This is a genomic window from Luteimonas abyssi (assembly GCF_001482195.1).
Lineage (GTDB): Bacteria > Pseudomonadota > Gammaproteobacteria > Xanthomonadales > Xanthomonadaceae > Luteimonas > Luteimonas abyssi.
This window is the reverse complement of record NZ_KQ759763.1, coordinates 1,472,540-1,487,633: the sequence shown is the minus strand read 5'-3', so window position 1 is coordinate 1,487,633 and position 15,094 is coordinate 1,472,540. Positions and strand designations below refer to the sequence as shown.

Here is a 15,094-nt window from a genome sequence, read left to right as displayed (position 1 = left end):
GGGATCAGGCGAGTGCGTGCGGCAGCCCGACGGCGGCTGTCGCACCTTCTTTCTCCAGCCGCGCCGCAGGGGGGAGTCAGAACACCGACAACCCCGTCTTGCGGGTGAACCGGTGCAGCGCATAGCCGCCCAGGAGCGAATTGCCCTTGTCGTCGAGGCCGGGCGACCACACGCACAATGTCATCACGTGCGGCACCACGGCCACGATCGCGCCGCCCACACCGCTCTTGGCCGGCAGGCCGACGTGGAACGCGAATTCACCGGCCGCATCGTAGGTGCCGCAGGTCATCATCACCGCGTTGATGCGCGTCGCCCGCTCGGCGCTGATGATCTGTTCGCCGGTGACGAGGCAACGCCCGCGGTCGGCCAGGTAACTCACGCTGCGCGCGAGATCGACGCAGTTCATGCGCAGCGAACACTGGGCGAAATAGAGCTCCAGCACCTTGGCCACGTCGTTGTGGATGTTGTCGAAACTGCGGATGAAGTTCGCCAGCGCAACGTTGCGGAAGCCCGCGCCGCGCTCGGAATCGAGCACCGAGCAATCGACATCCAGTGCCGCGTTGCCGGAACGCGCCCGCATGAAGGCCAGCAGGTCGTCGAGCGGGTCGGCGTGATGAGACAGGATCATGTCGGCGACCACGATCGCCCCGGCATTGATGAAGGGATTGCGCGGGATGCCGTGTTCGTGTTCCAGCTGGACGAGCGAATTGAACGGATCGCCTGAAGGCTCCCGCCCGACCCGCTTCCACAGGTCGTCGCCCTCGGCTTCCAGCGCCATGGTCAGCGAATGCACCTTGGACACGCTCTGGATCGGAAACGGTTCGCACGCATCGCCGACGGTGTGCAGGTCGCCATCGAGCGTCAGCGCGGCCATGCCGAAGCGGTCGGACGGCGTATCGGCCAGGGCGGGAATGTAATCGGCCAGCGTCCCGAAGCGGCCGGAGGCGATGCGTTCGCGCACATCGTCGTGGATCTCGGCCAACAGCGCGGGAAGGTCGTGGCGGCCCAGATCGTACGGGTTGTGCGGAATCTTTCGCATCGGCGAGGGGTCTCCAGCGGGGAATCAGCCGCCAGTGTGGCGGGACCGACATGCGCATCCCGTGCAGGCGCGCGCGAACGTGCCGCCGGCCCGCCGGCCGGCCACAGCGCTGCATCCGGCTGACGGCTAATCGGGGCTGTCGCCGTCCAGCAGACCGTGGCGGCGGTGCCAGTCCGCCAGCGACGTCTCGGGACCACCCTGCCGGTGCACGTCGTGCGGTCCGTCGGGCACCTGCACCCAGTTCGCTTTCGACCCGAGCAGCATGTGCACGCGCTCCGGCGGCACCGGCAGCTCGGTGTCGACGGCACCGGCATGCGGATGCACCAGATCGGGCCATTCGGGATCGAACAGCCAAAGTGCAGTTCCGCATTCCCGGCAGAAATGCCGCCGCGCACCGCTCGGACGGCATCCGCCGTCGTCGTCGGGCAGCGAGGCGCGGTAGACACCGAGATGTTCCCGGCCTTCCACCTCCAGCGAGTCCGCCTTCGCGCCCAGATTCACCGCGCTGCCGCCGGTCCCGGCGGTCTTGCGGCAGATGGAGCAGTAACAGTGCAGGAACGGCACCGGCGCATGCGCTTCGCAGCGGAAGCGCACGCGCCCGCAATGGCAGGAACCTTCGAGTCGCATCGGCAAGGCCCGGTGGAGGGTCGTCGGACACGTTAGATCCCGACGCGTTCAATCGGGGTCAATACGTCCAGCGCGCCCTATGCGGGCGTTGCACCGTCGGCGACGCGTTCACCGCACGCAGTGGCATCGCCGCCGGGAGCCCGGGCGCCGTCGCGGTGCCAGGGCCCGCGCAGTACGGCTCGCGCCGCCGGCCCCTGCAGCCGCGAGTCCGACGCGTGGCCGTGGCGGATACCGATCAGGCGTCGCCGTGCGCGAGCGCGTATGCGATCGCCGCGCGCACCGCGGCGATCTGCGCATCGTTGCAGATCTCGGAGGTCGAGCGCGGGCTGTCCGGATAGACCTCGGTGGTGGTGACGAAGGGGGCATCGGTGATGCCCGCGCACAGCGCCAGTCGCCGCACCGGATACTCGATCACGCCGCGCGCCACCACCGGCGCACCGATCATTTCGCCCCGGTCGTCGGCCGGGGCGATGTGGGTCACCTGCTCGACCGCCTGCACCACCGCCTGCTGGAACGCCGGCTGCGGTCGCTCGCTGTCGGCGACCAGGTAGAAGCCGTCCGGAATCCCGCCGGGCACGTAGGCCACACCATCGCGCGCAGCCAGCGCGGGGCGGAACTCCGATTCGTCGGTGTCGGTGGTCTCGTGCAGATCCACATGCACCCGCACCCGGTCGCGCACCGGTGCCACCAACCGCATCAGCGCCGCCGCCTCGCCCGACGGGCTGTCGGCACGGAACGATCGGTTGGGATCGACCGCGTCCGGGTTCCAGCGGTGGATCCGCTCGTACCCCCACGGACTCACGCAGGGCGCGATCAACAGATTGACGCGCCCGGCATGCTCGGTGCCGTGCCGCGCCGCGAACTGGAGCGCGCCATGCACGCCGCTGGTCTCATAGCCGTGCACGCCTCCGGTCACCAGCGCGACCGGCAACGCGTCGTTCCAGGCGCGGGTGCGCAGGGCGTACAGCGGGAACCGCTCGTCGCCATACGTCAACACGCCGTACTCGACCACTTCGAAGCCGTCGCTCAGACCGTCGATCACCTCGACGACATCGTCCAGGTAGCTGCGCCGCCGCGACTGCGCGGCGAGCCATTGCGCGCGTTCCGCAGCCCCCCACGGCGTGCCGGGCGTCCCGATCGGATACGTGGATTCGGACGAGGTCTCGGCTGCAGTCATGACGGGCGTCTCCAGTGCGGACGGATGTCGGAAGCGCGGCACTCTAGCATCCGCCCGCCGGGCCCTGCCCGCCATGCGCGTTCGCGCTCCGCTCCCCTCTGGCCGCGGCGTCAGCGCGGCGCGGACCCATCGTGCGGCGGCAGCGGCTCGAGGTACGGCGCCAGCACATCCGCGATCCAGTCCATGAAGACCTTCACCCGCCGCGGGAGGTGACGGCGGTGGGGGTAGATCAGGCTGACCGGCATCGGCTCGGCCCGGTAGTCGACGAGCACTTCCACCAGCCGGCCCTCGGCCAGCAAGTGCTGCACCCCGACGCGCGGTACCTGGATCAACCCGAGACCCGCCACGCAGGCGTCGCGATAGATATCGACGTTGTTGACCGTCAGCGCCCCGACCATCCGCACCTGCCGATAGCGGCTGCCGTCCCAGTACTCCCAGCCATCGGCACGGTCGCCGAACGTGGACACGTAGTGGATCAACCGATGACCCGCCAACACCTCCGGCGATACCGGCTCGCCGTGCGCGCGCAGATAGGCCGGACTGGCGCAGGTGACGACCGCGTACTGCCCCAGCGGACGTGCCACCAGACCGCTGCCGGCCAGCGTGCCGACCCGCAGCACGCAGTCGAAGCCGTCTCGCACCACGTCCACGCGGCGGTCGCTGCAGCTGAGCTCGAGCTCCAGCTGCGGGTGCCGGCGCAGGAAGTCAGGCAGCGCCGGCACCACGAACTGCCGGGCGGGCGCGCTGGACATGTCCACCCGCAAGCGTCCGCGCAGGGCCTGCGGCGAACGGGCGAACATGTGCTCGACGTCGTCGATCTCGCCGAGCAGGTCCTTGCACCGCGCGTAGAAAGCCTCGCCGTCCGGGGTCATCCGCACCCGTCGCGTGGTCCGGTGCAGCAACTGCGTCCCCAGCCACGCCTCCAGCTCGCGCACGGCGGTGGACACGCTGGCCTTGGGCCGATCGAGCATGTCCGCCGCACGGCTGAAACTGGCCAGTTCCGCGACCCGGACGAAGATCCGCATGGCATCGGTACGGTGCATGACGCTCCAATTGTTCATCCTGCACGAACAGTCCTATCAATCTAACCCGGTTTGTTCATCCGATAACAGTCAATAAGGTAGATCCCACACCCGCAGAGCCCATCAAGGAACCCGCCATGTCCGTCACGCCCTCCACCTCGCCCGCTCCCATCACCCTGCTCACCGGCGGCAGCCGCGGCCTCGGCCGCGACACCAGCCTGGCGTTGGCCCGTCAGGGCCACGATGTCGTCCTGACGTATCGCAGCCGCGAACGCGAGGCCGCGGCGGTCGTGGCCGACATCGAGGCGCTTGGCCGTCGCGCGCTCGCACTGCCGCTCGACGTCGCCCGCAGCGACGACGTTCCCGCCTTCGTCGAGCGCCTGCGCGCGGCCCTGCAGGGCTGGGGTGCAACGCGCATCGATCACCTCGTCAACAACGCCGGCATCGGCATCCACGCGGCGTTCGCAGACACCACCCGCGAGCAGTTCGACACCCTGGTCGACGTGCACTTGAAAGGGCCGTTCTTCCTGACCCAGGCGCTGCTGCCGCTGATCGCCGATGGCGGACGGATCGTCAACATCTCCAGTGGTCTCGCCCGCTTCTGCCTGCCCGGTTTCGCCGCCTACGCCGCGATGAAAGGCGCCATCGAGGTGCTCACCCGCTACCAGGCCAAGGAGCTGGGCGCGCGCGGCATCGCCGTGAACACCGTGGCGCCCGGCGCGATCGAGACCGATTTCGGCGGCGGCGCGGTGCGCGACGACGCCGAGACCAACGCGTTCATCGCCTCGCAGACCGCACTGGGGCGCACCGGCCAGCCCGAGGACATCGGCGGCGTGGTCGCATCGCTGCTGAGCCCGGCCAACCGCTGGATCAACGCGCAACGCATCGAAGCTTCGGGCGGCATGTTCCTGTAGCGCGATCGCCCGATCTCCACCCTCCCCGTGCCGCCTTCGTGCGGCACGGGTCCTCGCGCGGGACCGTGACCGGGTTCCGGCTGCCATCCGGATGCAACACGCCGCGCATAGCGTGCGGGCGGGGGATCCGGATTCCAGCCAACGACCACAGCGAGGCCAGCCGATGACCCAGCCACATGCGCCGATCCCGTACGGCGAACACGATTTCGATCACGAAGACAGCAACCGTTCGGGCAACCCCCACTTCGCCGATGTGCTCGACGTGCGCCTGAAGCGCCGGCGCCTGCTGCAGGGCGGCATCGGTCTCGCGGTCGGCCTCGGCCTGCTCGGCAGCGCCGGCGCCCTCGCCGCGCCGGGCAAGCCGGCGTTTCCGGGCCGTCGAAGCCCGCTCGGCTTCACCGCGGTGCCGGTGGGACGCGGGGACGACATCATCGTGCCACCGGAGTACACCTTCTCGGTGATCCTGCCCTGGGGCGAGCCCATCGCCGGCCGCTATCCGCCGTACCGCGACGGCGGCCTCAACTCCGGCGCCGAACAGGAGCAGCAGGTCGGCATGCACCACGACGGCATGCATTTCTTTCCGCTGCGCGGCGATGCGCTGCATCGTTCCAGCGCCGGCCTGCTGGTGATGAACCACGAATACATCGACGCCCTCGCCCTGCATCCCGATGGCCCGGTGACCCGGAACGGGATCCGCGATGCCGACCAGGTGCGCAAGGAAATCGCCGCCCACGGCGTCAGCGTGGTCGAGCTCCGCCGTCGCGGCACCGAATGGGTCACCGTGCGCGGCCGTTACAACCGCCGCGTCACCGGCGCCACGCCGATGACGATCGCCGGACCGGCGCGCGGGCACGCGAAGCTGCGCACCCGCCACAGCCCCGAGGGCACCGCCACCCGCGGCACCCTCAACAACTGCGCCCACGGTTTCACTCCGTGGCGGACCTATCTGACCTGCGAAGAGAACTGGGCCGGCTACTTCGTCAACCGCGGCGAGCGCCCGCGCGAGCACAGCCGCTACGGCGTCGCCACCGGCAGCGGCCGCTATCGCTGGGAAACCGTCGAGACGCGGTTCGACGCCACGCCGCACGGCGACGATCCGGCGCTGGATTTCCGCAACGAACCCAACCACTTCGGCTGGATCGTGGAGATCGATCCGTTCGACGCCGGCAGCATCCCGGTCAAGCGCACCGCCCTGGGCCGCTTCGCCCACGAAGGTCTGGTGTTCTCGCAGCCGCGCCCTGGCGAGCGCCTGGCCGCCTACATGGGCGACGATTCGCAGAACGAATACATATACAAGTACGTCAGCCGCGAGAGCTACACGCCCGGCCGCGCACCGGGCACGCTGCTCGACGACGGCACGCTCTACGTCGCCCGCTTCCACGATGACGGCCACGGCGAATGGCTGGCGCTGGATCTCGACGATCCCACCTTCGCCGCCGCCGCGCGCGAGGCCGGCGTCGCGTTCGCCGACCAGGGCGACGTGCTCATCAACACCCGGCTGGCCGCCGACATCGCCGGCGGGACGCCGATGGACCGCCCGGAATGGGGCGCGGTGGATCCGAACACCGGCGCGGTGTACTTCACCCTGACCAACAACAGCGCACGCAGCCCCGACCGGGTCGACGAAGCCAATCCGCGTGGCCCCAACCCCTACGGCCACATCATCCGCTTCGACGAACAGGCCGGACGCAGCGACGCCACCGCGTTCACCTGGGATCTCTTCCTGCTCAGCGGCACCGCCGAAGACAGTCTCGGACCCGACCTCCAGCCGCTCGACGACGACAACATCCATGCCAGTCCGGACGGTCTGTGGTTCGACCACAACGGCCTGCTGTGGATCCAGACCGACATGAGCGGCAGCCAGCTCGGCAGCGGCCCGTTCGGCAACAACCAAATGCTGGTCGCGAACCCCGCCACCGGCGAGCTGAAGCGGTTCCTGGTCGGGCCGAACGGCTGCGAAGTCACCGGCGTGGTGAGCACGCCCGACGGCCGGACCCTGTTCGTCAACATCCAGCATCCCGGCGAAGGAGGCGGCAGCGGTTGGCCGGGCAACCGCCTCAAGCCGCGGTCGGCGACCGTGGTCGTCACCCGCCGCGACGGCGGCATCGTCGGGACCTGAGCCGTCGATGCGCCGTTCGCGCGCCGTTAGCGCATGGACCGCCAGACTCCTGCCGCATCCGTTACGACAGGAGTTCCGCATGACGCTTCCCCTCGCACGGCTCGCGCTCGGCGCCTCGCTGACCTTGCTGGCCGCGGCGTGCGCGCCCGAAAGCGCGCCGCCCGCGGAGCGCGCGCCCGACACCGCCGACAGGCCGGCTGCCGACACGGCGACCGGCGACACCGTCGCCGCACCCGACGACACCGCTCCCGCTCATGAATCCGCCGCCGCCACCGAGGCCGATGGCCACGTCTCGGAGCACACCTCCATCCGCGACTGCGCCGAAACCGCCTCGCGTCCGGAGGAAGCCGGCTATCGCGCCTCCGAATGCGAAGGCCCCGCCGGCTACGCGGTGCGAAGGATCGAATCCGACGGTCGAGAAAACCTGTTCGTGCGCACGCCGACGGCCGACTTCACCAGCCTTCGCGTGCCCGAACATACCGGCGCGGGGTTCGGCGACCTCGGCGACCGGATCGAATGGCGCGGCACGCGCGCCGACGACGGCTTCGCCCCGCACGCGCTGATCGCGCGTTACGAGATCGCCGAGGATCCGGAGCAGCCCACGGTCAAGACCACCTACCTGCTGCCGGTCCGTCTTTCCGGCGCCGCCCCCTGCATCACCGAGACGGTGGGCCCGGGCGACGACCAGGAGGCCCGCGCGCGCGCGATCGCCGACGACACCGCGCGGCGCTGCCCCCCGCGCTGACCCTGCGCAGCGTCACCGACGGCGCGCAGGGTGGCGCGCCGTCGTTCCTCGATGCATCCGCGAGCGCCGGTCCCACCGGCGCCCGGTCGCAGCGTGACCGCGTTCGCATCCTTCGTTGCTTGCTGCGACCGCATATCCAAAACGGCCACCGCCGTCCTTGTTTCGACGCCATCGGCCACGCTAGCTTCGGGCGCAACCGCGAGGTCGCGACGCCACCGCTGCGCCACACTCGCGGTTCCTGTCTCGCCGCGCGGCTGCCCGCCCATTCCGGAGAGACCCCGTGACGCAAGCCCCCCTGACCCGAGACCGGTTCTGGCAGCTCGCCGATGCCGCCAAGGAGCGCACCGAAGCGATCGCCGCGGCCAAGATGAAACCGTTGTCGGAACTGCCGATCGAGGCGTTGCGCGACGTCTGCGTGCAGTACCGCTTCTTTACCATCGACTACATCACCGATCTCGCGCTGCTGGTCGCGCGCCTTCCCTTCGGCGGCCTGCGCAGCCTGCTCAGCGAGATCCTCGCCGAGGAACTGGGCGAAGGCGATCCCGCCAAGGCGCACCCGGACGTCTACGACCGTTTCCTGCTCAGTATCGGCGTGGCGCCCGAGGCGCTGGAGCGGCAACTGCCGGCCAACGTCGAAGTGCTGCAGGGCCTGACCCGCGATCTGGCCACGCAATCCGTCGCATCCGGCGTCGGCCTGCGCGGCATGGGCGGCGAGTGTCTGTGCCAGACCTATCTCGCGGTGATGTTCGAGCACATGCGGCAGAACCCGTACATGCGCGAGCATGCCGACGTCATCGACTGGGACTTCTGGACCATCCACACCGGCGAGGAAGACATCATCCACGGCGAGCTCACCCGCGCCGCCATCGACAACTACCTCCGCGCCGATCCCGACGTGCTGCCGGAACTGGCCCGCGGCTACGACCGCAGCATCGTCGCCTGGAACCAGTTCTGGGAGAACATCTTCAGCGCCTACGTCGATCCGCACGTGCACGCACGCGAACGCCACCTCGAGCGGGAGACCGTGCAGTGAGCGGCAACATCAACCAGTTCCACCTGGCGTTTCCGGTGCGCGACGTCGACGAGGCGCGGCGCTTCTACGGCGACGTCATGGGCTGCCCCCAGGGCCGCAGCGACGTCACGTACCAGGACTTCGATTTCTTCGGCCACCACCTGGTCGCGCACATTTCCGCCGACGGCGAACCGCTGCAGACCGGCAAGTTCGATGGCGAAGCGGTGCCCGTACCGCACTTCGGCATGAATCTCGATCGCTCGCGCTGGGAAGCGCTGGCGCGCCGACTCAAGGACGCCGGCGTCGCCTTTCACGAAGAGCCGCACCTGCGGCTGAAAGGCAAGCCGGGCCAGCACGTGACGATGTTCCTGTTCGACCCCTCGGGCAACGCGCTCGAGTTCAAGTCGTTCGACGACCCGGAGCAGACCTTCATTCCCTGAGCCGCTCCCACGATCCGCACCGCCGGGCTGCGGCGGTGCGGTCATTCGTGTTCAACTCGGGAGCCCGCACCCGACGGACCCCAGCCGCACATGTCTGACCCGAACGCTTCCGCCACTGACCGCTCGCCCGCCTGGCACGACGACCGCGCCCACGTCTTCCATTCGTGGTCGGCCCAGGGTGCGGTGGATCCGGTGGTCGTCACCGGTGCCGAAGGCGCGTACTTCCACGACGAATCCGGGCGCCGCTGGCTGGACTTCTCCAGCCAGCTGGTCAACGCCAACGCCGGACACCAGCACCCGCGCATCGTCGCGGCCATCCAGGCCCAGGCCGCCAGCCTGTGCACCATCGCGCCGTACCACACCACGCCGGTGCGCGGCGAAGCGGCACGGCTGATCGCCTCGCACGCACCCGGCACGCTGGACAAGGTGTTCTTCACCAACGGCGGTGCCGAGGCCATCGAGCACGCCCTTCGCCTGGCGCGCCTGCACACCGGCCGGCACAAGATCCTGAGCGCGTACCGCAGCTACCACGGCGCGACCTCCGGCGCGATCGCCGCCACCGGCGACCCGCGTCGCTGGGGGTCGGAACCCGTCGCCGCCGGCTTCGTCCATTTCTGGGGCCCCTATCCGTACCGCTCCGCCTTCCACGCCACGACGCCGGAACAGGAGTGCGAACGCGCCCTCGCCCATCTCGCTGCGACCATCCAGGCCGAAGGGCCCGGCACCATCGCGGCGATCGTGCTCGAGTCCGTGGTCGGCTCCAGCGGCATCCTGGTGCCGCCCGACGGTTACCTGGCCGGCGTCCGCCGGCTGTGCGACACGCACGGCATCGTGATGATCGCCGACGAAGTGATGTGCGGTTTCGGCCGCTGCGGCGAGTGGTTCGCGCTCGACCGCTGGGATGTGGTCCCGGACCTGATCGCATTCGCGAAAGGCGTCAATTCCGGCTACGTTCCGCTGGGCGGCGTGCTGATCGCCGAACACATCGCCGCCGGCTTCGTGGACCGCCCCTACCCGGGCGGGCTGACCTACTCGGGTCATCCGCTGGCATGCGCGGCGGCAGTCGCCTGTATCAGGCTCTACGAGGACGAAGGCGTCATCGAACACGCGCGCGCGATGGGCGAGCACGTGCTCGGCCCCGGCCTGCGCGATCTGCACGCGCGCCATCCCAGCATCGGTGAAGTTCGCGGCCTCGGCATGTTCTGGGCGGTGGAACTGGTGAGCGACCGCGACACGCGCGAGCCGCTGGTGCCGTGGAACGCCCAGGGCGCGGCGAATGCGCCGATGCAGGCGCTCACTGCGGCGTGCAAGTCACGCGGGCTGTGGCCGTTCGTCGTCGCCAACCGGCTCCACATCGCGCCGCCGCTGATCGCCGATGCACAGACGCTGCAGACCGGTCTGGGCCTGCTCGACGAGGCGCTCGCCGACGCGTTGTCGTAGGCCGGTCGCTTCGGCGCCGTCAGACTTCCAGCCGTATCGCGCTTTCGAACCGGCGCGGCCGACCGTCGAGCGGGTCGTCGAACGCCAGCGCCTGTGCCAGCAGACGCAACGGCGTGCCGTAGTCCTGCCGATCGCGTAATGCCACGTCGGGATACAGCTCGTCGCCCATGATCGGCGCACCCAACGCGGCCATGTGCACCCGCAACTGGTGCTTGCGTCCGCTGAGCGGGTGCAGCCGGTAGCGCCAGATCGGGCCGGAGGCCTGCAGCGCATCGATGCGGGTTTCGCTGTTGGCCTCGCCGGGCACCTCGCACATGCGGAAGAACGGCTCGCCGCGCGCCAGCCGGCTGCGGCGCACGTGCGGAAACGCGAGCGCGGGCAGCGCGGGTGCCAGGGCCTGGTAGGTCTTGTCGATGCGCCGTTCGCGAAACAGCGCCTGGTAGCGGGCGCGACTGCCGGGATCGGCCGAGAACAGCACCAGCCCGGCGGTGGCGCGATCGATCCGGTGCAGCGGCACCAGGTCGGGATTGCCCAGGCCTTGCACCAACCGCCCCAGCAGGGTTTCGCGCACGAACGCGCCGGTCGGCGCCACCGGCAGGAAATGGGGCTTGTCTGCCACCACCAGGTGCGCGTCCGCATGCAATACGACGGCCTCGAAAGGCACGCGAGGTTCGTCGTCGACCTCGCGAAAGTACTGGATCTCCGCACCGAGCCGGTACGGCGCATGCATGGCGAGCGGATGACCCGCCGCATCCAGCACCCGCCCGCGCGCGAAGCGGTCGCGCCAGGTCGCGCGGTCGATCGCGGGAAAGCGGTCGCACAGCGCATCGAGCACCGTGGTCCAGTCGCCAGGCGGCAGCTGCAACCGACTTGCGGGCACGCCGTCGCGCAGCGCGCGGGTTCCAGGCGTCACCCCGTCACTCCGACGCGTCGCAGTCGGACGGACGTGCATCGCGCTTCCCTTTCTTCATCCGATGCGCCCGGCAACCGGAACCTCCGTGGATCGGGCGCGCGGGCAACAGGTTTCGCCACGCGGTGAGGCGGATCGCATCCGGTCCGGACGGACGCACTAGCCGATCACCCGCTCGAACGGCGGCAACGCATCCAGGATCTGCGGCCCGTAGCGCTTGGTCAGCAGGCGCGAATCGAGAATGATCACCCGCCCGGTGTCGGTGTCGGTGCGGATCAAACGACCGGCGAACTGGGTCAGTGTCCGCAGCGCATGCGGAATCGCGATCAGCGCGAACGGATTGAGCCCCCGGCTCTCCAGCCATTCGCCCAGCGTCGCGGTCTGCGGATCCGTCGGCACCGCGAACGGGACCTGGGTGATCACCACGGTGGTGCAGGCCTCGCCCGGCAGGTCCAGGCCTTCGCCGAACGAGTTCAACCCGAACAGGACCGAGCCGCGGCCGCCGGCGATCCGCTGCAGGTGTTCGGCGACGACCTGACGCTTGTTGGCATGGCCCTGCACCAGCACCGCGTCGCGTCGCGCCTGCGGCATCAGTTCGGCGACCTTCTCCATCTTCCAGCGCGAAGTGAAGAGCACCATGCTGCCGCGGTTCCAGTCGAGCTCCGCATCCAGGTAGCGCGCGATCTCGCGCGGGTGACCCTCGCGATCGTCGGGCGCCACCGGAAACCGCGGCACCACCAGCTGCGCCTGCCGCTGCAGGTCGAACGGCGAATCCAGCGAGACCATCTCGGCGTGGCCCGGCACGCCGTTTTCGGCGGCGAACGCCTGGAAATCGTGACCGCCGGCCAAGGTCGCCGAGGTGATCACCGCCGCATCCACGTCGCGCCAGATCAGCGACCGCAGCACTTGCGCCGCCGAGACCGGCGAGGCATGGCAATGCAGCTCGCCATCGCGATCCATGCTCAACCAGCGCGCCATCGGAGGTTGGCCCTCGCGGTCCTCGCGGCGCCAGCCGGTCCACAGCGCGTCCTGCTGTTCCATCGTCTCCAGTACCGGCCCGAGGGTGCGCAACAGGCGCTCACGCAAGGGATCGTCGGGCTTGGCCTTGGCCGCCATCTGCTGGGCCGCATGGACCCAGTTGCGCAGGTTCCGGGTGTCGTCGGCCAACGCCTCGATCGACGGCATCCAGTCGTCGGGCAGGCGCCCCAGCGGCGCGCGCCACACCGGTTCGCGATCGCCCGGCGCCGGCGTCCATGCCTGCTCCAGGTCGGTCCGGAACGCCTTGAGCTGCTTGGCCAGACCCGCTGCGAGATCGACCGCCTCGCCCGGCAGCAGCTTGGCGATGGTGTCCTTGTCCAGCGTGCGGTAGGCACTGGCGATCAGCGATTCCATGCGTCGCACCTGGCGCGCGGCATCGCCCAGCGCCAGCCGGGCCGCGCCCTGGTCGATCGCCACGCCGGCGAGATGGTGGCCCTCGTCGACCACCAGCAGCATTTCCCCCGGCGGCGCCAGCAACGGCTGGCCGTTCTCGATCTCGCCCTGCATCAGCGACGCCAGCAGCAGCGCGTGGTTGGTCACCACGATCTGCGCCTCGCGCACGGTGGTGCGTGCCTTCAGCACGGGGCATTGCAGGGCGTGCGCGCAACGCCGGCCGGAGCATCCGGACGACGGCGTGGTCACGTGCCGGCGCAATGCGGGCGACACCGGCACCGGGGCGTCGTCGAGATCGCCCTCCCAGTCGCGATCGGCCAGCGCCTGCATCAGTCGCCCCGCGGCCTCGATCTCCAGCGAGGTCGGCGGCCGGTCGTAGAGTTTCTCGCCCGGCTCCGAGGGAGCCTCGTCGCCGAACATCGACGCCTGGCCGGGGCCTGCGTGCAGTTCGATCGCATTGCGCGGACACAGGTAGCGCGTACGCCCCTTCGCCAGCGCGACCCGCGCGTCCAGGCCGGTCGCCTTCAGGAAGGCGGGAATATCGCGATCGACCAGCTGCGATTGCAGCGCCACGGTGCCGGTGCTGATCACCAGCTTGCGGTTGGTCGCCAGCGCCACCGGCACACCCGCGCTCAGATAGCCCAGGCTCTTGCCGACGCCGGTCGGCGCCTGGATCACCGCGATGCCGCCGCTGCTGGCCAGTGCGCGCGTGGCCACGCCGATCATCTGCCGTTGCGCGCGACGCGGCGAGAACCCGGGCGTGTTCGCCTGCAGCCGCTGATAGGCCTGGCGGACGTCTTCCTTGACCGCCTCGGTCAACGTGCGTGCCGGCGGTTCGGGTGTGGCGGCGCCGGCCGAGGGGGAAGCGGATTCGGTCATCCGGCCATTGTCCGGGAAAGCAGGCATCGCGTCGCCTTCCGGACCGCGTCCCGGCCCCCCGTCGCGACGGGGGCGGCGGGCCTGTTCAGGCCAGGACGCGACATCCGGACCGTGCCGACGCCGACACCCGCGCACACGACCGGCATGCGGTCCGCGTCCGATCGTGTCCCGCCAGGGCGGCGTTACCCCTCGGGGTCAGGGCCGCTTCCTGAAGTAATTGGCGATCTGCCGCCAGGCCAGCCGGTACCGTCCCTCGGCCAGAAAGATCCGTGCCCGGTACTTGTTGGACCGGTACAGGCGGCTACGCCGCGGCTCGGACGCGGCCACGCTCAGATGTTCGCCGCCGAAACACTTCACCGCGTCGTACCAGTGCTGCACGCGATGCAGTTCGAACAGGTCTGGGCGCTCGCGCCATGTCATCACGGCCAGGGTCTGGTCGTCGTCGCACAGGCCGCAGCGGGTCAGGCTCAGCATGGCCTCGCGGGTCAGCCGGCGGAACTCCGGCCACAGTGCCGCCGGCGCCACGATCACGTTGCCCTGCACGTAGACGTCCATGGTCCGGACGATGTCGAAGATCGGGCGCCCGGCGTCCATGTCCTCGGCGAGGAACAGATGCACCTTCGGCGCGAAGTCGTGTCGCCACTCGAAATCGAACTCCGTGGCATCGATCAACCCACCCCCACCCCCGTGGTTGAAGCCGAAATCCATCCACGCCACGGTGCCGTCCACCAGGCCCTTCTCGATCGCATCGACGATGAAGTACGACTTCATCGCCATGAAGTAGTTGTACTTCGCGCTCCAGGACTCCGGCCGCCGGATGTCCTTGTGGAAGTTCAACCCGATGTCCTGCCCCATCGCCGCGTCGATCCGCCGGTACATGTCCGCATCCAGGGCGTGGACATCGGGTACGGCCACGACCGTGGTGCGGTCGGCCAGGCCGAATGCGTCGCGGATGGCCTCCACCCGAGGGGCGAACTCCGGGCTGGTGTAGACCACGACCCGGTTACGCAGCCGCGCCCAGAAACGGAAGTACTCGATATAGCGCGCATTGCCGCGCTCGAAGCCCGACCAGCCATCGCGGCCCATGTCGAAGAAAGCGGTGACGATATCGATGGACACGCGGATCTCCGGTCCGGCAGGCACAGCCGCCGGATTATTCCGGCCTCCCCGGCATCTGTCACTCGTCCCGGTCCGGCGGAGCGCGCCGGCAGCCGTTCTCAGAGACCGGCCACGCCGACACCACGTGCCCCCCGGCTGGACGAAGCGACGCCGCCGCGGCGACGGAATGGCGACCCACCATACGCATTGGTATTGACGTGAGTCGCATTTCGGAAATGAC

Annotated in this window: 13 protein-coding genes; 6 read left to right on the top strand and 7 right to left on the bottom strand. The window is 69.7% G+C overall.

Features of this window, described 5'->3' with window-relative positions; translation table 11 throughout:
* Positions 1 to 76: 76 nt before the first annotated feature.
* From RG19_RS06105 to RG19_RS06090, 4 genes are all read right to left on the bottom strand, one after another.
* On the bottom strand, positions 77 to 1,039 hold the full coding sequence (locus RG19_RS06105) for a glutaminase (RefSeq protein WP_058834495.1): 963 nt from the start codon (positions 1,037 to 1,039) through the stop codon (positions 77 to 79).
* Between the two features lie 126 nt (positions 1,040 to 1,165).
* Entirely contained in the window at positions 1,166 to 1,666 is a 501-nt protein-coding gene (locus RG19_RS06100; RefSeq protein WP_058834494.1) for a GFA family protein, read from the bottom strand.
* A gap of 235 nt (positions 1,667 to 1,901) precedes the next feature.
* The gene (locus tag RG19_RS06095) at positions 1,902 to 2,843 is read right to left on the bottom strand and encodes a M14 family metallopeptidase (protein ID WP_058834493.1); all 942 of its coding nucleotides are present in this window, start codon (positions 2,841 to 2,843) and stop codon (positions 1,902 to 1,904) included.
* Positions 2,844 to 2,953: 110 nt separating this feature from the next.
* Positions 2,954 to 3,904: a LysR family transcriptional regulator gene (locus RG19_RS06090; RefSeq protein WP_338037912.1), complete on the bottom strand. Its 951-nt coding sequence runs from the start codon at positions 3,902 to 3,904 to the stop codon at positions 2,954 to 2,956.
* A gap of 98 nt (positions 3,905 to 4,002) precedes the next feature.
* Between RG19_RS06090 and RG19_RS06085 the strand changes: the two genes are divergently transcribed.
* The 6 genes from RG19_RS06085 (at position 4,003) to RG19_RS06060 (ending at position 10,535) form a co-directional block, all read left to right on the top strand.
* Entirely contained in the window at positions 4,003 to 4,779 is a 777-nt protein-coding gene (locus RG19_RS06085) for an SDR family NAD(P)-dependent oxidoreductase (RefSeq protein WP_058834492.1), read from the top strand.
* Between the two features lie 163 nt (positions 4,780 to 4,942).
* Positions 4,943 to 6,898, top strand: coding sequence for a PhoX family protein (locus tag RG19_RS06080; RefSeq protein WP_058834491.1), 1,956 nt, complete (start codon positions 4,943 to 4,945; stop codon positions 6,896 to 6,898).
* Between the two features lie 79 nt (positions 6,899 to 6,977).
* Positions 6,978 to 7,643 carry a hypothetical protein gene (locus RG19_RS06075; RefSeq protein WP_058834490.1) on the top strand — a complete coding sequence of 222 codons (666 nt, stop codon included), beginning with the start codon at positions 6,978 to 6,980 and terminating at the stop codon, positions 7,641 to 7,643.
* 280 nt (positions 7,644 to 7,923) lie between these two features.
* Positions 7,924 to 8,676 (top strand): iron-containing redox enzyme family protein, encoded by a 753-nt coding sequence (locus tag RG19_RS06070; RefSeq protein ID WP_058834489.1) that lies wholly within the window; start codon positions 7,924 to 7,926, stop codon positions 8,674 to 8,676.
* Positions 8,673 to 9,095, top strand: coding sequence for a VOC family protein (locus RG19_RS06065; protein ID WP_058834488.1), 423 nt, complete (start codon positions 8,673 to 8,675; stop codon positions 9,093 to 9,095). Before RG19_RS06070 ends, RG19_RS06065 begins: the two co-directional genes overlap by 4 nt.
* Positions 9,096 to 9,185: 90 nt before the next feature.
* The gene (locus RG19_RS06060) at positions 9,186 to 10,535 is read left to right on the top strand and encodes an aspartate aminotransferase family protein (RefSeq protein ID WP_058834487.1); all 1,350 of its coding nucleotides are present in this window, start codon (positions 9,186 to 9,188) and stop codon (positions 10,533 to 10,535) included.
* 19 nt (positions 10,536 to 10,554) lie between these two features.
* On the opposite strand, the gene RG19_RS06055 is transcribed toward RG19_RS06060, so the two are convergent.
* From RG19_RS06055 to RG19_RS06045, 3 genes are all read right to left on the bottom strand, one after another.
* On the bottom strand, positions 10,555 to 11,487 hold the full coding sequence (locus RG19_RS06055; protein WP_082672517.1) for a pseudouridine synthase: 933 nt from the start codon (positions 11,485 to 11,487) through the stop codon (positions 10,555 to 10,557).
* Positions 11,488 to 11,604: 117 nt separating this feature from the next.
* Positions 11,605 to 13,755 carry an ATP-dependent DNA helicase DinG gene (gene dinG, locus RG19_RS06050; protein WP_058834486.1) on the bottom strand — a complete coding sequence of 717 codons (2,151 nt, stop codon included), beginning with the start codon at positions 13,753 to 13,755 and terminating at the stop codon, positions 11,605 to 11,607.
* A 195-nt stretch (positions 13,756 to 13,950) separates the two neighbouring features.
* Positions 13,951 to 14,874 (bottom strand): WlaTC/HtrL family glycosyltransferase, encoded by a 924-nt coding sequence (locus RG19_RS06045; RefSeq protein ID WP_162267055.1) that lies wholly within the window; start codon positions 14,872 to 14,874, stop codon positions 13,951 to 13,953.
* Positions 14,875 to 15,094: the final 220 nt, after the last annotated feature.